General features: G+C 63.4%; 17 protein-coding genes. 1 reads left to right on the top strand and 16 read right to left on the bottom strand.

The annotated features are described in order from the left end of the window. The first annotated feature begins 4 nt into the window (after positions 1–4). Positions 5–1,093 (top strand): copper-containing nitrite reductase, encoded by a 1,089-nt coding sequence (nirK, locus tag KCG88_RS29280; RefSeq protein WP_210713658.1) that lies wholly within the window; start codon positions 5–7, stop codon positions 1,091–1,093. 30 nt (positions 1,094–1,123) lie between these two features. Here the strand turns inward: nirK and KCG88_RS29285 are convergent, their stop codons facing one another. The 16 genes from KCG88_RS29285 to KCG88_RS29360 form a co-directional block, all read right to left on the bottom strand. Next, entirely contained in the window at positions 1,124–2,206 is a 1,083-nt protein-coding gene (locus KCG88_RS29285; RefSeq protein ID WP_210713659.1) for a dienelactone hydrolase family protein, read from the bottom strand. A gap of 126 nt (positions 2,207–2,332) precedes the next feature. Continuing rightward, on the bottom strand, positions 2,333–2,782 hold the full coding sequence (locus KCG88_RS29290; RefSeq protein WP_011063716.1) for a DUF3828 domain-containing protein: 450 nt from the start codon (positions 2,780–2,782) through the stop codon (positions 2,333–2,335). A 10-nt stretch (positions 2,783–2,792) separates the two neighbouring features. Beyond that, a complete protein-coding gene (locus tag KCG88_RS29295) occupies positions 2,793–3,164 on the bottom strand; it encodes a hypothetical protein (RefSeq protein ID WP_047337901.1) in 372 nt (123 codons plus the stop codon). 156 nt (positions 3,165–3,320) lie between these two features. Continuing rightward, the gene (locus KCG88_RS29300) at positions 3,321–4,496 is read right to left on the bottom strand and encodes a GGDEF domain-containing protein (RefSeq protein WP_210713660.1); all 1,176 of its coding nucleotides are present in this window, start codon (positions 4,494–4,496) and stop codon (positions 3,321–3,323) included. Positions 4,497–4,635: 139 nt separating this feature from the next. Next, positions 4,636–5,067 carry a hypothetical protein gene (locus KCG88_RS29305; RefSeq protein WP_047337899.1) on the bottom strand — a complete coding sequence of 144 codons (432 nt, stop codon included), beginning with the start codon at positions 5,065–5,067 and terminating at the stop codon, positions 4,636–4,638. Positions 5,068–5,164: 97 nt separating this feature from the next. Next, positions 5,165–5,554, bottom strand: a complete 390-nt coding sequence (locus KCG88_RS29310; protein WP_210713723.1) for a hypothetical protein — start codon at positions 5,552–5,554, stop codon at positions 5,165–5,167. 15 nt (positions 5,555–5,569) lie between these two features. Then, positions 5,570–6,097: an inorganic diphosphatase gene (gene ppa / locus KCG88_RS29315; protein ID WP_011063696.1), complete on the bottom strand. Its 528-nt coding sequence runs from the start codon at positions 6,095–6,097 to the stop codon at positions 5,570–5,572. A gap of 217 nt (positions 6,098–6,314) precedes the next feature. After that, positions 6,315–7,127 (bottom strand): M90 family metallopeptidase, encoded by an 813-nt coding sequence (locus KCG88_RS29320; protein ID WP_210713661.1) that lies wholly within the window; start codon positions 7,125–7,127, stop codon positions 6,315–6,317. Positions 7,128–7,132: 5 nt separating this feature from the next. Continuing rightward, a complete protein-coding gene (locus KCG88_RS29325; protein ID WP_047289487.1) occupies positions 7,133–7,789 on the bottom strand; it encodes a DedA family protein in 657 nt (218 codons plus the stop codon). A gap of 247 nt (positions 7,790–8,036) precedes the next feature. Then, on the bottom strand, positions 8,037–8,495 hold the full coding sequence (locus KCG88_RS29330; protein WP_011063693.1) for a GNAT family N-acetyltransferase: 459 nt from the start codon (positions 8,493–8,495) through the stop codon (positions 8,037–8,039). Positions 8,496–8,601: 106 nt separating this feature from the next. Next, on the bottom strand, positions 8,602–9,426 hold the full coding sequence (gene eutC / locus KCG88_RS29335) for an ethanolamine ammonia-lyase subunit EutC (protein ID WP_047289486.1): 825 nt from the start codon (positions 9,424–9,426) through the stop codon (positions 8,602–8,604). Between the two features lie 11 nt (positions 9,427–9,437). Continuing rightward, complete coding sequence (locus KCG88_RS29340; protein ID WP_011063691.1) at positions 9,438–10,832, bottom strand: ethanolamine ammonia-lyase subunit EutB; 1,395 nt, start codon at positions 10,830–10,832, stop codon at positions 9,438–9,440. Positions 10,833–10,883: 51 nt separating this feature from the next. Next, positions 10,884–13,079, bottom strand: a complete 2,196-nt coding sequence (locus KCG88_RS29345) for an ethanolamine ammonia-lyase (RefSeq protein WP_210713662.1) — start codon at positions 13,077–13,079, stop codon at positions 10,884–10,886. Between the two features lie 29 nt (positions 13,080–13,108). After that, positions 13,109–14,545 carry an ethanolamine ammonia-lyase reactivating factor EutA gene (locus KCG88_RS29350; protein ID WP_210713663.1) on the bottom strand — a complete coding sequence of 479 codons (1,437 nt, stop codon included), beginning with the start codon at positions 14,543–14,545 and terminating at the stop codon, positions 13,109–13,111. Positions 14,546–14,570: 25 nt separating this feature from the next. Further along, positions 14,571–15,851, bottom strand: a complete 1,281-nt coding sequence (gene eutH, locus KCG88_RS29355) for an ethanolamine utilization protein EutH (protein WP_210713664.1) — start codon at positions 15,849–15,851, stop codon at positions 14,571–14,573. A 177-nt stretch (positions 15,852–16,028) separates the two neighbouring features. Continuing rightward, positions 16,029–17,549, bottom strand: a complete 1,521-nt coding sequence (locus tag KCG88_RS29360) for an aldehyde dehydrogenase family protein (protein ID WP_011063687.1) — start codon at positions 17,547–17,549, stop codon at positions 16,029–16,031. Between the last annotated feature and the right edge of the window lie 241 nt (positions 17,550–17,790).

A 17,790-nucleotide genomic window follows, 5' to 3' on the forward strand; every position in this document is an offset into this window, starting at 1 on the left:
GAACATGGGTGCTTTTCAATCGTGGTTGAAGTGCTGTGTAGTGGCCGGAAGCTGTGCCTCCAGCCTGGTGTTGGCCGCGGGCGCCGACGGTTTGCAGCGGGTCAAGGTAGACCTGGTGGCGCCGCCCCAGGTGCATGTTCATGAGCAGGCTGTCAGCGGGCCGCCGAAGGTCGTGCAGTTCCGCATGAGCGTGGAAGAGAAAAAGATGGTGGTGGACGATCAGGGCACCACCCTGCAGGCCATGACCTTCAACGGCTCCATGCCGGGGCCGACCCTGGTGGTGCACGAGGGCGACTACGTCGAGCTGACCCTGAGCAATCCGGCCAGCAACACCATGCCCCACAACATCGACTTCCATGCGGCCACCGGTGCCCTGGGCGGTGCGGCGCTGACCCAGGTGCTGCCGGGGCAGGAAGTGGTGCTGCGTTTCAAGGCTGACCGCAGCGGGACCTTCGTCTATCACTGCGCGCCGCCGGGCATGGTGCCCTGGCACGTGGTTTCGGGCATGAGCGGGACCTTGATGGTGCTGCCGCGCGAAGGCTTGCAGGACTCCGCCGGCAAGCCCTTGCACTATGACCGGGCCTACACCATCGGCGAGTTCGACCTGTACATCCCCAAGGACAAGGACGGGCATTACAAGAGCTACCCGGACCTGGCCTCCAGCTACCAGGACACCCGTGAAGTGATGCGTACCCTGACCCCGAGTCACGTGGTGTTCAACGGCCGTGTCGGCGCCTTGACCGGAGCCAACGCCCTGACCGCCAAAGTCGGCGAAAGCGTGCTGTTCATCCACTCCCAGGCCAATCGCGACAGCCGTCCGCACCTGATCGGCGGCCATGGCGACTGGGTCTGGACCACCGGCAAGTTCGCCAACGCCCCGCAACGCAACCTGGAGACCTGGTTCATCCCCGGCGGTTCGGCCCTGGCGGCGCTCTACACCTTCAAGCAGCCGGGCACCTACGTTTACCTCAACCACAACCTGATCGAGGCCATGGAGTTGGGAGCCCTGGCTCAGGTCAAGGTCGAGGGGCAGTGGGACGATGACCTGATGACCCAGGTAAAGGCCCCCGGGCCCATGGCTCCGGCCAAGTAGCAGCCGGGGCTCAAGCCCCGGCACCTGGCATCAGAGGTTCAGGGCGAACTTCAGGTAGCCCGGGTACACCTGGCGCCAGTCGTCCTGGAAGGTATGGCCTTGCTCATGCTCATGGCTGTGGACCTGGTTGCCGGGTTCCAGGGCCTGTTGCGTGGCGGCGGTGAGCTTCTGGTTGCTCTCGTGCTCCTTGGCCCCATGGACGATGACGATGCGCTTGTCCCGGGCCTTGGTTTCGCCGAAGGGAATCCGGTAGCCGCCGGGTGACAGCAGCAGCGCGCCGCTGTAATGCTGCGGGTACTCGGCGATCAGGTGCGAGGCGTGCTCGGCACCTTGGGAGAAACCCATCAGGACGATGCGCGAGCGATCGATACGGGTCTGCTTTTCCAGTTTCTTCAGCGCTGCGCTGACCGCCTCTTCGGTCGGCGCTACTGAGTGCTGCTGCCACATGAACTGGTGCTCATCGCGCTTGAGAGTGCCGTTGATGCCCACCAGCACGGCGTTCTCTCCCACAAGGTCGGTGCGCATGTCGATGCCGTCGCTGCCTTCGGTACCGAACCCCGACAGCCAGACCACTACCGGCCAGCCCTCGCTCGGGGCCTTGCCCTGGGGAATGCTGAAGGCCGCAAGGCCCGCATCCCTGGCCTTGGCCGGGTAGTTCTTCTCGGCGGCCTGCAACAGCTTCTTGTAGGCCGGGTCCTGCTGCAACGACTCCAGTTCGTCGTCTTCCTTGAGCAGCACCAGCTGCCAGAAGCCACGCTCGCGGGCCTGGTCGAGGTATTCGGCGGCGCGCTTGTTCTTGTCCATGGCCGCCAGGCTGCCGGCGGCCTGGTAGGAGGCGTAGGCATTCGTCGGGTCGAGGCGGGCAGCGGTCAGGTAGTAGGCGAGGGCGCCGGCGTAGTTGTCGTGCTGGCTCTTCTCATTGTCCCCGGCCTCGATGAAATCCGCTGGCGTGGCTTCGTCCAGATAGAGGTTGGCCATGCCGGCCAGGCCTTGCCAACGCCCCTTGGCGACGTCCTGTTGCGCATCGGCATGGGCCCAGGAACTGCTGAGGCTGAGGGCGCTGAACAGCGAGAGAAATGACAGGGGCAGGCGTACTGCGGCCGGCAACGACATGACTGAGAGTCCTTTTTCAGTGAAGGAGGTCCCGGGCCGTTGCCCGAAACGGCGCGCAGCTTAGCATGGCGGATCGTCCGGACGGACGACCCGTGCTGTGGCTGGAGTCAGCGCCGAAGCGGTGGGTCAATCGCTCTGGTCGGCGGTGGAAATCACTTCATCGATCTTCCAGCAGCCTTTGTCCTTGATCATCCGCACATCGACGATCTGGGTGGTATCCGGGGTGTTGCCCAGCGTCACTTGCTCCTTGGCGCTGGAGCCCTGGACTTGCGGTTCGCTGACCTTGATCTGGGTCAGCCACTCATCCATGTAGTCCTGGGCCTTGAGGAAGTAGTCCTCTTCCAGTCCGTCGGGGCTGGCCATCTGTTTCTTGATCTTGGTGATCAGCGAGTCGGAGACGTACTTCTTCATTTCCGCCACGTTGTCGGTCAACGGATCCTTGTCTTCGCTGAAGGTTTGCAGGTACCAGCTATAAAACGCCTGGGTTGCGGGCTTTGGCGAACTGGCGCAGTCGGCCAGGGCGACCGACTGATGCATGGCGACCGCTGCCAGCAGCGAGCAGAACAGCATTCTCATGGAGGACCCCTTACGGATGGCGATAGATTTTGTAGGCAGGTTTCTGCACCCGGTAGGAATGCCCCGGGTAGAAACCGTGCAGTTGCTTGAAGTCTGACACCCAGAGTGTGCCGTTGAACATCGCCATGTGACCGTGGGGGTGCCCGGGAATGGGCTGGATGATCACCACATCGCCCGCTGCGGGCGTCTGGCCGGCCGGTTGCTCGATGAAACCGGCAGACGTCAATGATGAGCCGAAGTCCTTGGCCGAGTGCTTCCTGTGCAGAATCACCCCACCGCCACCGGCTTCGATCGCCTGGCGGGTGTAGGCGGCACAGCGTCCGGTACTGCCGGCGTGAGCATGCGCGTTCAAGTGATCGATAGCGGCTTGTTTATTCCACATTCCTTGTCATCCGAGAGTCCTGGAGAGCGGCGAGTTTATTCTTGCCCGAGGGTGCCGGAAATACTGGCTAAGTGCCTTATTTGCTGCCTTTGGGGGACGTATCACAGTTACCCCATTGATCGGCAAAACCGCGCAGGAGCCAGGCGGCCTGGCCGCTCAGTCCGGCTGCAACTCCAGGGCGCTGCGCGATACCGTGTGCACTCGGTTGCGCCCCCGGTCCTTGGCGCCATACAGGGCTTCGTCGGCCAGGGACAACAGGCGCTGCAGGTCGTAGCCCCGGGTTTCACTGCTGACCACACCGATGCTGACGCTGAGCAGCCCGGGTTCCAGCAGAGGCAAGCGGGCAAACGCCTGGCGAATCCGCTCGGCTACCGTTACTGCGGCCTGCTCATCGGTCGCGGCCAGGAGGCAGGCGAACTCTTCACCGCCAATGCGGGCAAATACGTCTTTTGTACCCAGGGTTTCTGCAAGCACCTGGCTGAATGCGACCAGCACCTGGTCGCCGGTCTGATGACCGTAGGCGTCATTCAGACGCTTGAAATGGTCCAGGTCGCACAGCAACAAGGCCATTGGTGCGCCCCGGCGCTGGCATTCGATCAGCATTCGCTCGCCATTGACCATGAACGCCCGGCGGTTGCCGATACCGGTCAGGGCGTCGCAGAAGGCCGCCGCCTTGAAGCGCAGTTCGACTCGTTCCTTGACCATGCACAGGGTCACGTAGGCAATACCGATCACATACAGCATCGACTCGAACAGCATGAAGGAGAACAGTGGCACCCCGGCACCGTAGCCTTTGAGCGCCTGATCCATGGCCACGCCCTGGTCAATGGCGGCACGCACGATGTAGTACGTGGTGTGCAGCAAGGTCAGGACCACCGCCGGCATATAGGCGACCTCCAACTGCTGGCGGCTGCGCCAGAACTCCAGCAGGGTCAGCACGCCATAACCCGCCGCCAGTAGCGAGTACACCGAGACCCGAACCGGCATCGACTGATAGAACACCGGCACCCCGCACAGGATCAGCCAGATGCCGGCCCCGGCGAGCACGCCCGGGACATGGGGGGAGCGCCCGGCGAAGACCCGCATCGCCGTCCAGTTGAGGCTGGCACTCAGTAGCAGGACCACATTGCCGAGGATTTTCGGCACGAAGTCCATGCCCATGTCGCGCAGGCTGACCAGAACCACGCCCAACGCCGCCAGCAGCATCATGCCGCCCAGATAAGCCAGCGGCCGCTCACGGGTTTCCCGTAGCCAGGCGTGGAAGGTCAGCAGGCTCATCAGAAAGAAAATGAACACCGAGACTACGAGTAGGGTGGGGATGTGCAGGACCATGTCCGGGATTCTCGTTAACGTCGCGCTCAAGGGGTCGGAGTCGAGGCTGGTCGCAGCAGAGCGGGCGAATTGCCATCAATGGGCGGGATTGTAGCGAGAACTTCAGGAGCCCGGTGCGGAGCTGCAAGGAGTGAAGGGCCTAGCGGAACCTCCCGCAAAGCGCGTTGCCCTGGTAACCGTGCGCGATTGGCCCGAGGAACATGAATGGGCCACAGGCGTAGAAGTCCGAACTGACTTTCTGGTTTACATACAGCAACGCAGCTTCGGCGCCGTTTATATCGTTGCCGTACGAGGTGGAGCTGTAGGACTCGCAAACCGGCAGTTTCAGCGGGATTGGCAGGATCACGAGCAAAACGGTTGTGCCGCACCACTGGCGTTCGGCGGGGCTCTTCTGAGTGCGGGTGATGACCGGGGTCATGGAGTGGCCCACCAGCGTTTGGTGAGCGTCGGTCTTGGTGACTTGCCTTTCGGGCATATCCATCCAGGCACCCACGCACCCGCTAAGACCAAGGGCTGTCAGCGTCGCCAGCAATGCACCGTTGATGGCTCGCCGCAGCGGTTGAAATTTCACCGCAGGGGATCTTGTGGGAGCTGCAAAGCTGCGTAGGTCGTGCATCCTGCACCTGCTGTCGGAGTGGCCGGCCCTTCCCGTGCCCGGGTTCCAGGCATTAAAAAGCCGGCTTGTGGCCGGCTTCTCGGGGACTGGCTTGGTTCATTTTTGGTAAACCGCACCAGCCTTCAAAACGTACACCCAGCTCTTGCGGCTGGCTGTGGGACTGGGCGAGAAAGTCATCCGCTTCGTCAGGCGCTCTGACCGCTTGAAGGGTCGATGCGCAAATGTGGGGCGCAGCATACGCATATTCGCCGGGAATTCCCAGTGCGAAGCGCGTTCCAGAGGCCTTGAAGCCGTAAAAAGTGCGAAGAATATGTTGCTGGATGCGTGATCGGCCGAGGAAGCGGTTCACCGGCAAGCCGGCGCCAGCAGGCAACGGGTGCTGCGTGCGGGCATAAAAAAGCCCCGGATGACCGGGGCTCTTTCTTGAAGCTTGTCGCTCCAATCGTGCAGTTGCTTCTTAGCCTTTGTAGGCAGCAACCGACTTCAGGATCTCGGCGCGGGCTGCATCGGCATTGCCCCAACCGTCGATCTTCACCCACTTGCCTTTTTCGAGGTCTTTGTAGTTCTCGAAGAAGTGCTTGATCTGTTCCAGCAGCAGGGCTGGCAGGTCGGTGTATTCCTTCACGTCGACATACAGCTGGGACAGCTTGTCATGTGGTACCGCGATCACTTTGGCATCGCCGCCGCCGTCGTCGGTCATGTTCAGGATGCCCACTGGACGGGCACGGATCACCGAGCCTGGCGCTACTGGGTAAGGGGTCACGACCAGAACGTCGAGGGGGTCGCCGTCGTCAGCCAGGGTGTTGGGGATGAAGCCGTAGTTGGCCGGGTAGAACATCGGGGTGGCCATGAAGCGGTCAACGAACAGGCAGTCGCTGTCTTTGTCGATTTCGTACTTGATCGGCGCGTGGTTGGCCGGGATTTCGATAGCGACGTAGATGTCGTTCGGCAGGTCTTTGCCCGCCGGAATCTTGCTGTAGCTCATTGGGCGTTGCCCCCGTTAGTTGACCAAATGACTTGGCCGGATTGACCAAAAAGTGGCGGCGATTATAGACACACTCCGCTACCGATGCCACGTGCCAAGGGTCGTAGAACCTTGGTTGTACTGTGTTGCGGGCGTGTTCGGGTTTGCCGTGCGACCGGCGGCCTGCTCGTCAGGTAACCGGTCTTCAGGTGAACAGCTTAAATAGCGCGACAGGACATTAGTGGTGTGTTTGATAGACCGGATCTTCTGCTTGAAGTTGCTGTAACCGGGCCAGTGGATTCTGCCGATAAAACAGCTGTAGCTGTGCATAGACTTTCGGATAGGCCGCCACCAGCAAGTCCGGGGCACTGAAGAAGTATTCGCTGGTGACGGCGAAGAACTCCGCCGGGTTTTCCGCGGCATAGGGGTCGATGGCGGTTTCTGCGTCCGGGTTGCGGTCCAGCTGGTGGTTCAGGTCGTTGTAGGCACTTTGCATCACTTGCGCCCACTCGCTGACCCGCATGTCGCTGTGCAGCGGCGGCAGGCCGTTGGCATCGCCGTTGAGCATGTCCAGCTTGTGGGCCAGTTCGTGGATCACCAGGTTGTAGGCTTCCCAGCCACCGCTGGCCAGGACTCCGGGCCAGGCGAGGATGATCGGCCCCTGCTGCCAGGCTTCGCCGCTGTGCTCGCCATCCCATTCGTGCTCGATACCGCTGGCGTCGCGATGGCGTTGCGGGCTGAGAAAGTCGTCGGGGTAGAGGATGATTTCGTGGAAGCCCTGATACCAGTTCAGGTCGCCCAGGTGCAGCAGCGGCAGTTGCGCCTGGGCCGCCAGCAGCAGGCGCTGTTCCTGATGCAGTTCCACGCCGGGCAGGAGGGTGAGGTGCTTGTCGTCGAGGAACAGCACGCTGGCTTCCCGTAGCCACTGGTCCTCGGCGGCGCTGATGCCGTCGAGGAACGGTAGTTGCTGGCGTACTCGTTGCCAGGTGTCGTCGCTGACCGGATGCTTGGCCAGCCGGCGCTTGCGGCGCCAGGCGCTGAGGGACCACATGGCGTTTAGCGGGTTTCGGCTTTTTCGGTACCACGGCCAAAGCGGCTGCGCAGCACGCCAATGATCATCGGCACCAGGGACAGGAGGATGATGGCCACCACCAGCAGCGAGAGGTTTTTCTTGATGAAGGGCACGTTGCCGAAGAAGTAGCCCAGGGTCACCAGGCCGCCGACCCAAAGGATGGTGCCGGCCACGCTGAAAGCGAAGAACCGTGGGTAAGGCATGCGCGCCACGCCGGCGACGAAGGGCGCGAAGGTGCGGATGATCGGCAGGAAGCGCGCCAGGGTCACGGTCTTGCCGCCGTGCTTTTCATAGAAATCGTGGGTTTTCTGCAGGTAGTCGCGGCGGAAGATCTTCGAGTCGGGGTTGCTGAAAAGCCGTTCCCCGGCCGTTCGTCCAATCACGTAGTTGGTGCTGTCGCCAAGGATAGCCGCCAGCATCAGCAGGCCGCCCAGCAGCACCGGGTCCATGCCGCCGCCCGCGGCCACCGCGCCGGCGATGAACAGCAAGGAGTCGCCGGGCAGGAAGGGGGTTACCACCAGGCCTGTCTCACAGAAAATCACCAGGAACAGGATGGCGTAGATCCAGGGCCCGTAGTTGGTCACCAGCATGTCGAGATAGACGTCGAGATGAAGGATTAGGTCGATCGGGTTGAAATCCATTGGGGCACCTGTGATGACAGCCTGGCTCGGCAGGCCTGTGCGATGACTCGGAGAAAGGGACTACAGGGGTGTGTAGCTTTTCTTACGATCCGAAAAGGTCGGCATTATAAGGGCTGATAAGTGAAATGCGTGTTCAGATTGTAGCGGGGCGTTTCGGCTTGGCCGGCGCTTGGTGAATCGCCGGGGGGCGGGTGAGCGCGTCGGGGGCGCACATACCAAAGCGGCCCTGGGGCCGCTGTCTGCAGAGTCAGTCGTCGCTGAGGGGCAGGACGTAGTTCTTGAACTCGGTATCTTCGCGAAAACCCATGGACTCGTAGGTTTTGCGTGCCACTTCGTTGTTGCTGCTGGTGGACACCCGCAGGCGCACGGCGTTGGTTTCCTTGGCCATCTTCTTTGCGGTGCGCATCAGGTTGTCGGCCACCAGCTGGCGCCGGGCGTCTTCGGCAACGTAGATGTCGTTGAGAATCCACACACGCTTGAGGGACAGGGAGGAAAAGCTCGGGTACAGCTGGCAGAAGCCCAGCAATTTGTTGCTGTCGTCGTCGGCCAGGGCCAGGTAGATCACCGACTCCTTGCGCCGCAGGCGTTTTTCCAGGAAGGCCCGGGACGAATCCGGGTAGGGCAGTGCGCCATAGAATTCGCGGTATTTGACGAATAGGGGGGTCAACAGATCCAGGTGCTCGAGGGTTGCTTGAGTAATCCGCATGGTGGCTCTCAACTTCAAGTGGATGTGACGGCACAGGTTGGATGACTCGGGCAGCCGTGTTGCGATGCTGCCCAAAGCGGCGAAAAAGCGCAATCGTCTTGCAAAATCACGCTTGGGGCGGGCCCAGGAGGAAGTTGCCCTTCATATCTGCCGGCTCGTCGCTGTCCAGGGTCTGCACTTGCGCCTCGTCTTTGAGGTTCACCCCCGACAGTTGGCGGCGGCAGGCTTCACGCATCAGGTACAGCAGGCGATGAGCGGCCATGCCGTAGCTCAGGCCCTCCAGGCGCACATTGGAGATGCAGTTGCGATAGGCGTCGGTGAGGCCGATTTTCGGCTGGTAGGTGAAATACAGCCCCAGGCTGTCGGGGGAACTGAGCCCCGGGCGTTCGCCGATCAGAATCACCGTCATCTTCGCCCCCAGCAGTTGCCCGACCTCGTCGGCCACCGCTACCCGGCCCTGTTCCACCAGTACCACGGGCGACAGCGACCAGCCTTCGGCGGCGGTCTGCTCCTCCATGCGTGCCAGAAATGGCAGGGTATGGCGATGCACCGCCAGGGCCGACAGGCCGTCGGCTACCACCACTGCCAGATCGAACCCGCCGGGATGGGCGCTGGCGTAGTCGCGCAGGGCCTGGGCCGACTCGTCACTGAGCCGGCGTCCCAGGTCGGGGCGTTGCAGGTAGCTGTGGCGGTCGGTGGCGGCGCTGTGCAGCAGCAGGCTGTCACGGCCCCGCTCGGCCAATTGGGCGCTCAGGCCGGCGTGGTCGAAGGGCAGGTGCACGGCGTCCCGGGCCTGGGCGTGGGCGTATTGGAAGTCCAGCTGAGCATCGGTGGGCAGGCTGGTGCCGGTGCGGCCCAGGGCAATGCGTGCCGGAGTCAGGCGGCGCAGTTCCAGCCAGGGGTTCTGCGAATCGGTCGGGTGTTTTTGCATGAGCCTGTTCCTTATCCCAACTGGGCCAGCGCCTGGCGGAAAGCCGGCGGCAGGTTGTTGCCGAAATGCACCTTGCCGTCGGCCTGGGTGAAGATGCCGGTCCTGGCCAGCCATTGCTCGAATTCGGGAGCGGGCTTCAGGCCAAGGGTCTGCCGGGCATAGAGCGCGTCGTGGAAGGACGTGGTCTGGTAGTTGAGCATGATGTCGTCGGACCCGGGGATGCCCATGATGAAGTTGATCCCCGCCACCCCCAGCAGGGTCAGCAGGTTATCCATGTCGTCCTGGTCGGCTTCGGCGTGGTTGGTGTAGCAGATGTCACAGCCCATGGGCACGCCCAGCAGCTTGCCGCAGAAGTGGTCTTCCAGGCCGGCGCGGATGATCTGCTTGCCGTTGTACAGGTATTCAGGGCCGATGAAGCCGACCACGGTATTGACCAGGAACGGCTTGAAGTGCCGGGCCACGGCGTAGGCGCGGGTTTCGCAGGTCTGCTGGTCGATGCCGAAGTGGGCGTTGGCCGACAGGGCGCTGCCCTGGCCGGTCTCGAAATACATCAGGTTCTGCCCCAGGGTGCCGCGGTTCAGGCTCAGGCCCGCCTCGTAGCCTTCCTGGAGCACGTTGAGGTTGATGCCGAAGCTGGCATTGGCCGCTTCGGTGCCGGCAATCGACTGGAACACCAGGTCCAGGGGCACGCCGCGATTGATCGCCTCGATGGAGGTGGTGACGTGGGTCAGCACGCAGGCCTGGGTGGGGATCTCGTAGCGCTGGATGATCGCATCGAGCATTTCCAGCATGGCGCAGATCGAGGCGATGCTGTCGGTGGCCGGGTTGATGCCGATCATCGCGTCGCCGTTGCCGTACAGCAGGCCGTCGAGAATGCTGGCGGCGATGCCCGCTGGCTCGTCGGTGGGGTGGTTGGGCTGCAGGCGGGTGGACAGGCGCCCGCGCAGCCCCAGGGTGCCGCGAAACTTGGTCACCACGCGGATCTTCTGCGCCACCAGGATCAGGTCCTGCACGCGCATGATCTTCGACACCGCGGCGGCCATTTCCGGGGTCAGGCCCGGCGCCAGGGCTCGCAGGCTCTGTTCGTCGGCGGCGTCGCTGAGCAGCCAGTCGCGAAAGCCGCCCACGGTCAGGTGGCTGACCGTGGCGAAGGCCTCGCGGTCATGGGTATCGATGATCAGCCGGGTGACTTCGTCGGACTCATAGGGGATCAGCACTTCTTCGAGAAAGTGCTTGAGGGGGATATCCGCCAGGGTCATCTGGGCGGCGACCCGCTCGCCGTCGTTGAGGGCGGCAACCCCGGCCAGAAAGTCGCCGGAACGGGCCGGGCTGGCCTTGGCCATGACGTCCTTGAGGCTGTCGAAGCGATAGGTCTGAGAACCTACGCTGTGGGAAAATTGGGCCATCTCAGTCTCCGTTTCAACGATGTAGGGGCGTTGCCGAGTGCTGGCGGATCATCAGGATGCCACCTTCTTCAGCAGGTTTTCCAGACGGTTGCCGGCAGCCCGGTGATGGAGGATGGCAAAGGCCTTTTCCGCCACCAGGCTGCCGCCTTCCAGCGGCGGCAGGCCACCGCTGTAGATGTTCGAGATCACGGTGTATTCATAGCGAATGTCGGCATTGCCGCTGAACTGGGCGGCAGCGCGGCGCGCCTGGTCGTCCGGCAGGCGGTAGCCCAGGTAGGCGGACATGCTCCGCGAGGCCAGGGCATCGCCGCCGGGCCGCTCGCCGATCAGCACGATGATCAGTTGGGGTTGCAGGGCCTCGCCCACCGACTCCGCCAGCTTGACCCGGCCATAGGGCGCGAGGATCGGCTGGCCGATGCGCAGCTCGCGGCTGTGCAAGCCGTCCAGCAGCACCGGCAGCAGCTCGGGAATGTTGTGGTGGATGGCCTCGGCACTGAGGCCGTCGGAAATCACGATCTGCACGTCGTTGTATTCCGGTTTAAGGCGCCGCAGCACTTCCTCGGTCAGCCGCGCGCCCAGCTCCGGGTCTTGCAGGTGGGCCAGCTTGTCCGGGGCGGCGGTGCGCAACTCACGCAGGGCAATGGCGCCGATTTCGGTGGGGCGCAAGTCGACGTAGATTGCCTCGCGTGCCACTGCCAGGTTGGCGCGTACAGTACGCGACACGCTGTTGGCCGGGCGCGGCCCGGCGTTGTCGAAGCCGTAGGTGGCCGGGGTGGATTCCAGCAGGCGCTGGAAGTCGATGTCCGACGGGCAGAAAATCCTCGGGTTGCCCCAGTTCGGCCCGCGTTCCACGTTGCCGTGGGCGTCTTCCTGGAAAATCCCCTTGCCCAGGGCCCAGCGCAGGTATTCCGGTGCCGGTGCCAGGTCGTGCACCTCGCGCAGGGTCTGGTTGTCGTGGGCGCTGGTGTCGAAGTAGGCGAGCATGCGGTCGGTGCTCAGGTACACGTCCATGAAGAAGTTGGCACCGGCCGCGGTCAGCAACTCGGTGGCCATCTGTTGGCCTTCCAGGGTCACCTGGGAATGCAGGGTGTAGCAGGGCGCCATGCCCATGGGCAGGCCCAGCAATTTGCCCATGAACTGGTCCTGCAGGCAGGAGTAGGTCATCTCGAAGTTATCGAGGTGGGTTTCCGGGCCGATGAAGCCGGTGACATTGTTCACCATGTACGGCCGGTAGCGCCGGGCGAGCCCGTAGCACAGGGCTTCGCAGGTGGTCATGTCGATGCCTTCGTGCTTGCCGTAGGTCAGTTCGCTGCCCTGGCCGGTCTCGAAGTACATGAAGTTTTCCGCCACGTCCCGCAGCGGGCCGCGCTCGGCCATGGTCTGCCAGGCCTGGTCCAGCAGTTGTACGGTGACGTCGAATTCGTCGGTCAGGGTGCGTTCGGTGCCCGCCAGGCTCTGGAACATGATCTCCACTGGGGCGCCCTGGTCGAGGCAGGCCAGTTGAGTCTTGATGTGGGACAGCACGCAGATTTGGGTGGGGGCTCCGGTTTCCCGGCGCAGCTTGTCCAGGTGGTGCAGCGTGGCGCTGATGTTGTCCACGGTGTCGATGGCCGGGTTGAGGCCGATCAGTGCATCCCCCGAGCCCATGCTCAGGCCGGTGTAGACCAGCAGGGTGATGCCGCTGAGGTTGTCGGTGGGATGGTTGGGTTGCAGCCGCGACGACAGGGTGCCGGGCAGGCCCACCAGGGTCCGGGCCTTGGCGGCCGCGCCACTCTTGAGCTTTTTCGACAGCAGGATCAGTTCATGCACATCCAGCAGCTTGGCCAGGGCGGCCACCATCACCCCGGTCAGGGCGCGGCCGATGCGGCGTATTTCGGTGCCGTGGCTGCGCAGCAGGCGATCTTTCAGGGCGCCCAGGGTAAGAGGGGCGATTTCCCCGAACACCTCGTGGTCGATGTCGTAGTTGACCTGCATGACACTGTCGATATGGCCGTGGCGGTCGGTCAGCGGGTGCTGGAAATAGTGATCCAGGGTCAGTTCCGAGAGCACCTTGCGCGCTGCTTCGCGGGTGATTTCATCCACGGCGGCCAGCCCCGCCACGCGGTCCCCGGCCTTGCTGATGTCGGCGGCGCCGAGCACTGCCTTGAGGCTGTCGAAGGCGATCTCGCGATCCAACACCCGGGTGCCGTAGCCGCGTTCGGCCGGGACGACGGGAAGGCGGATGTGCCGCAGTTCGGTGAGTGACATGGCAAGACTCTCCTTGGCCGGCATCGGCATCAGTGCACACCGTAAAAGGCGACGGGCACTATGTGCTGATGGGGTGTTCCCAGATTGATGAAGTGCGCCGAACGTTCACGTACTTCGTCGATGACGATCAGGTTGCAAGAACTGCGCCCCCAATCCGTGGCGTAGTTGCCCAGGACCTTGCCGACGTTGCTCTCCAACAGCAGCACCAGCGGCCATTGGGGAGCCGGGCGGGCAGTGCCCAGGGCCCGGCACAGCAGGGCGCCGAGGTGGCGTATTTCTTCCAGCCCCGGCGCCTGGCCGCCATCGAGCAGTTGCAGGCAGGCACCGTCGCGGCTGCTAAGGGCCAGTTCCAGGGCCGCCTCCAGTTGCTGCCGGGAGGCGCGCACCGATAGACGGGCAACGATGGGCAGGTCCTTGAGCGGCAGTGCTTCGGGCCGGGGCAGGAACAAGGTGCTGCCGGAGATTTCGGTGTTGTGCAGGGTCAGCCCGTAGACCGTGGCCCGGCCACGGTTTTCCGGAACCAGGCGGCGGGCGTCACGCACCAGCCGCGGCTGGCGGGCAATGGCCAGGGCCAGGTCGATGCCCAGGTCGCCGTAGTGAGTGGTGCCGGGCAGGGTTTCACCCTGCAAGTGCCGATACAGCAACTCGCCGACGCCACCGGAAAAGGTCAGCGCCACATCGGGTTCGTGAGCCGGCAGGTTCAGTGGCAGTTGCTCCGTCAACCGGCCCAGCGGGCTGGCGAAGAACACTCGGTCCCCCGCCACGAGCGCCAGCAGGGCGTCGATGTACCAATCCAGCACGGCGCGCAGTTGTGAGCTGTCGAGCAGTTGCCCGGATGTTTTGCCAATCGCCAGGTGATCGAGCAGGGCCCGGCCGAACTCCGACATTCCGCTGAGCCGATAGCTGCCCGGCTCGAATTGCAGGTGCCGGGCACCGATGAAATGGCAACCGCTGGCCAGCACATTGCCCTCCAGGCCCCAGGCGGCATTGGTGGTGCCACCGCCGATATCCAGGTTGAGCATGGGCTGCTGCGCGTGAAAGCGGCTCAGGGCCGAGCAACTGCCCATGAACGCCAGCCAGGACTCCAGGCCGCCATCGTCGGCACGGGTGATCAGTGCGTTACCGATCAGTTGCCCCACCAGTTGCGCCAGGGCCTGGGCGTTGTGCCGACGGGCCGCCAGCCCGGTGATGATCACCCCGCCGGAAAACAACTGCTGCGGGCGCACGTCCGCCTGTTCAAGCCAGGTTTCGATCAGGCCGCGGATCGCGGCTTCATCGATGACCTCATCCTTGAAGGGCGTGAACACCGGGTCGCCGCGAAACAGCACCCGGGGTTCGTTGAGGGCCATGCGCCCGGTGATGCAGTGGCTGCTGAGGCTGGCCTGGGCAATCAGCACGCTGCTGGTGGTGGACCCGAAGTCCAGCCCCAGCAGCAAGACCTGGGCGCCGCCGGTGAAGGCTTGCATGCAGGCGTTCCTCGCCGCGCCGGAGTCAGACCGTGGCCTTCTGGCCTGCCGGTTCCGGGGTTTCCAGGGCCGTGCCGCCCAGGTACTCGCCTTCGCCGATGATTCCGGCAGCCCGGTCCTGGGCTTCCAGTTGCAGGGCCTTGGGCACCGACAGCCAATAGGCCAGCCCCACCGCGACGAAGCCGGCGCTGATCTTGCCGATCAATACCGGGAGGATGATGGTCGGCTGGAAGTTGGCGGTGAAGGACAGGTGGTCCCCCAGCAGGAAGGCGGCGCAGACACCGAAGGCGATGTTCACCACCTTGTCCTTGGGCGGCATGAAGCGCACCAGGCGGAACATGGCCAGGATGTTGGCGATGGTGGCCAGCATGCCGGCACTGCCTACCGCGCTGAGGCCAATCTTGCCGCCGAGGTTTTCCAGGGGCTTGCCCAGGTACTTGCGCAGCAGGTAGACCATGGGGAAAGCGCCGGCCAGCATGATGCCGATGTAGCCGGCGGTTTCCAGGGCGCGGGTCTGGTCCTCGGCGTCGGCGATGATCGGGTGGAAACCCCAGCCGCCGAACACCGCGGAGAAGGCCCCGGTGAAGTACTCGACGATGGAGAACACCAGTACCAGCTTGATCGCCGCGTCCATGGCCCGGCCGAAGATGATGAAGCCCTTGATCATCATGTCCGGCAAAAAGCGCAGGCCCAGGGCCAGGGCCACGACGAAGATCAGGATCGGCAGCAGGTTGGCGAAGATGCTGCCCAGGCCCAGGGCCAGTTGGTAGCTGGCTTCGCCGCTGGTGCTGACCAGTTCGCGTACCTGCGGGTTGCTGAAGGCCAGGATCAGGCTGGCGATCATTACGCCCACGGGAATGGTGAGGATCCCGGACATGATCCCCAGGGCCATGTACTTGTGGTCGCGCTTGTCGAGCATCGCCAGGCCCATGGGGATCGAGAAGACGATGGTGGCGCCACCCATGAAGCCGGTGATCAGCGCCATTACCAGCGCTTCCTTGCTGGCGGCCAGGGCCGAGGCCAGCTGATAGCCGCCCATGTCCGAGGCGATGATCATGGTCGCCGCCAGGGCCGGATCGGCTCCCAGGGAATTGAAGAACGGTCCGAAGACGGTTTCGATGACCACGGTGAGATAGGGGATGGAGGCCATGATGCCCGCGGCCGGCACGAAGATGTAGCCGGTGGCGTGAATGCCTTCCATGAATTCCTTGCCCAGGCCTCGCTCGCTGTCATAAATGGCGGCGAAGGCGCCAAGTACGGCGCAGAGCATGATGAGGTAGAGCACGTAGTTGCCGATCTGATCCATTGCGTTTGTCCCTTGTTATTGTTTTTCAGGCAGGGTCTGTGCACGACTGGTTTGGCGCAGAACTTCCGACAGCAGTGTCCCGTCCGGCAAGCCGTCGGCACCGGATCAGAGCAGGTGAACCTGTGCGGCAAGGCCGCGAAAAGGCCTCCCGGCGGCCTGGGCCGCCGGGAGGATCGGTCAGAAGAAGCCCAGCGGGTTGATGTCGTAGCTCACCAGCAGGTTCTTGGTCTGTTGGTAGTGGTCGAGCATCATCTTGTGGGTTTCACGGCCGACGCCGGATTTCTTGTAGCCACCGAATGCGGCGTGGGCCGGATACAGGTGGTAGCAGTTGGTCCAGACGCGGCCGGCCTTGATCCCGCGGCCCATGCGGTAGGCGCGGTTGATGTCGCGGGTCCAGACCCCGGCACCCAGGCCGAACTCGGTGTCGTTGGCGATCGCCAGGGCTTCGGCTTCGTCCTTGAAGGTGGTGACGCTGACCACCGGGCCGAAGATTTCCTCCTGGAACACGCGCATCTTGTTGGTGCCCTTGAGCAGGGTCGGCTGGATGTAGTAGCCGCTGGACAGGTCGCCCTCGAGTTTTTCCACCTTGCCGCCGGTGAGCAGCTGCGCACCTTCGTTCTTGGCGATGTCGAGGTAGGAGAGGATCTTGTCGAACTGCTGCTCGGAAGCCTGGGCGCCGACCATGGTGTCGGTATCCAGTGGGTCGCCACGCTTGATCTGCTCGATCTTCTTCATCACCACTTGCATGAATTCGTCGTAGATCGACTCCTGCACCAGGGCCCGGGATGGGCAGGTGCAGACTTCACCCTGGTTGAAGAATGCCAGCACCAGGCCTTCGGCGGCCTTTTCGATGAACTTGGGCTCGGCCTGCATGATGTCTTCGAAGAAGATATTCGGCGACTTGCCGCCCAGTTCCACGGTGGACGGAATGATGTTCTCGGCGGCGCACTTCATGATGTGCGAGCCCACCGGCGTGGAGCCGGTGAAGGCGATCTTGGCGATGCGCTTGCTGGTGGCCAGGGCTTCGCCGGCTTCGCGGCCAAAACCTTGCACCACGTTGAGCACGCCCGGTGGCAGCAGGTCGCCGATCACTTCCATGAGCACGGTGATGCCCAGCGGGGTCTGCTCGGCGGGCTTGAGTACCACGCAGTTGCCCGCTGCCAGGGCCGGGGCGAGTTTCCAGGCGGCCATCAGGATCGGGAAGTTCCACGGAATGATCTGCCCGACCACGCCCAGGGGTTCATGGATGTGATAGGCCACGGTGTTGCCGTCGATTTCCGCGGCGCTGCCTTCCTGGGCCCGCAGGCAACCGGCGAAGTAGCGGAAGTGGTCGGCGGCCAGGGGAATGTCGGCGTTCAGGGTTTCGCGCACGGCCTTGCCGTTGTCCCAGGTTTCGGTGATGGCCAGCAGTTCGAGGTTCTGTTCGATGCGGTCGGCAATCTTCAGCAGGATCAGCGAGCGCGCCTGTACCGAGGTCGCGCCCCAGGCGTCAGCGGCGGCATGGGCGGCGTCCAGGGCCTTGTCGATGTCTTCGGCAGTGGAGCGGGGGAATTCGGCAATCGGCTGGCCGTTGACCGGCGAGGTGTTGGTGAAGTACTGGCCTTTGACAGGCGCGACGAACTCGCCGCCGATGTAGTTACCGTATTTGCTCTTGAACGAAACGATAGCGCCTTCAGTACCGGGGTGTGCGTAACGCATGGTGGGTATCTCCTGGCTTTTATGCTTATGGGGGAGGACGCGCCGTGGCGCATATCAAGCGTAGAGCAAAGGTCGGGCCAGCGTGGTGCAGGCCATATGGATCAAGGGTTTGCGGATGTTTCGAGGGGCCCGCTGCGGGACGCTGTGGCGGATCTGGTACAGGCTTGAGTGACAGTTTGTAACCTAAGTGGCACAACCTGTGACTCGGGAGTCAAGCCGGCATTGCAATGCAGCAGCGCCT

The sequence above is a fragment of the Pseudomonas sp. MWU349 genome, assembly GCF_017947325.1.
Classification (GTDB): domain Bacteria; phylum Pseudomonadota; class Gammaproteobacteria; order Pseudomonadales; family Pseudomonadaceae; genus Aquipseudomonas; species Aquipseudomonas protegens.

Coding starts and splice junctions, on each gene's coding strand:
- KCG88_RS29320 (WP_210713661.1), bottom strand. CDS start 7,127: ATGTGGTCCCTCAGCGCCTGGCGCCGCAAGCGCCGGCTGGCCAAGCAT.
- KCG88_RS29345 (WP_210713662.1), bottom strand. CDS start 13,079: ATGTCACTCACCGAACTGCGGCACATCCGCCTTCCCGTCGTCCCGGCC.
- nirK (WP_210713658.1), top strand. CDS start 5: ATGGGTGCTTTTCAATCGTGGTTGAAGTGCTGTGTAGTGGCCGGAAGC.
- KCG88_RS29330 (WP_011063693.1), bottom strand. CDS start 8,495: ATGCGGATTACTCAAGCAACCCTCGAGCACCTGGATCTGTTGACCCCC.
- KCG88_RS29340 (WP_011063691.1), bottom strand. CDS start 10,832: ATGGCCCAATTTTCCCACAGCGTAGGTTCTCAGACCTATCGCTTCGAC.
- KCG88_RS29290 (WP_011063716.1), bottom strand. CDS start 2,782: ATGAGAATGCTGTTCTGCTCGCTGCTGGCAGCGGTCGCCATGCATCAG.
- KCG88_RS29300 (WP_210713660.1), bottom strand. CDS start 4,496: ATGGTCCTGCACATCCCCACCCTACTCGTAGTCTCGGTGTTCATTTTC.
- ppa (WP_011063696.1), bottom strand. CDS start 6,097: ATGAGCTACAGCAAGATTCCGGCGGGCAAAGACCTGCCGAACGACATC.
- KCG88_RS29325 (WP_047289487.1), bottom strand. CDS start 7,789: ATGGATTTCAACCCGATCGACCTAATCCTTCATCTCGACGTCTATCTC.
- KCG88_RS29350 (WP_210713663.1), bottom strand. CDS start 14,545: ATGCAAGCCTTCACCGGCGGCGCCCAGGTCTTGCTGCTGGGGCTGGAC.
- KCG88_RS29295 (WP_047337901.1), bottom strand. CDS start 3,164: ATGTGGAATAAACAAGCCGCTATCGATCACTTGAACGCGCATGCTCAC.
- eutC (WP_047289486.1), bottom strand. CDS start 9,426: ATGCAAAAACACCCGACCGATTCGCAGAACCCCTGGCTGGAACTGCGC.
- KCG88_RS29285 (WP_210713659.1), bottom strand. CDS start 2,206: ATGTCGTTGCCGGCCGCAGTACGCCTGCCCCTGTCATTTCTCTCGCTG.
- eutH (WP_210713664.1), bottom strand. CDS start 15,851: ATGGATCAGATCGGCAACTACGTGCTCTACCTCATCATGCTCTGCGCC.
- KCG88_RS29360 (WP_011063687.1), bottom strand. CDS start 17,549: ATGCGTTACGCACACCCCGGTACTGAAGGCGCTATCGTTTCGTTCAAG.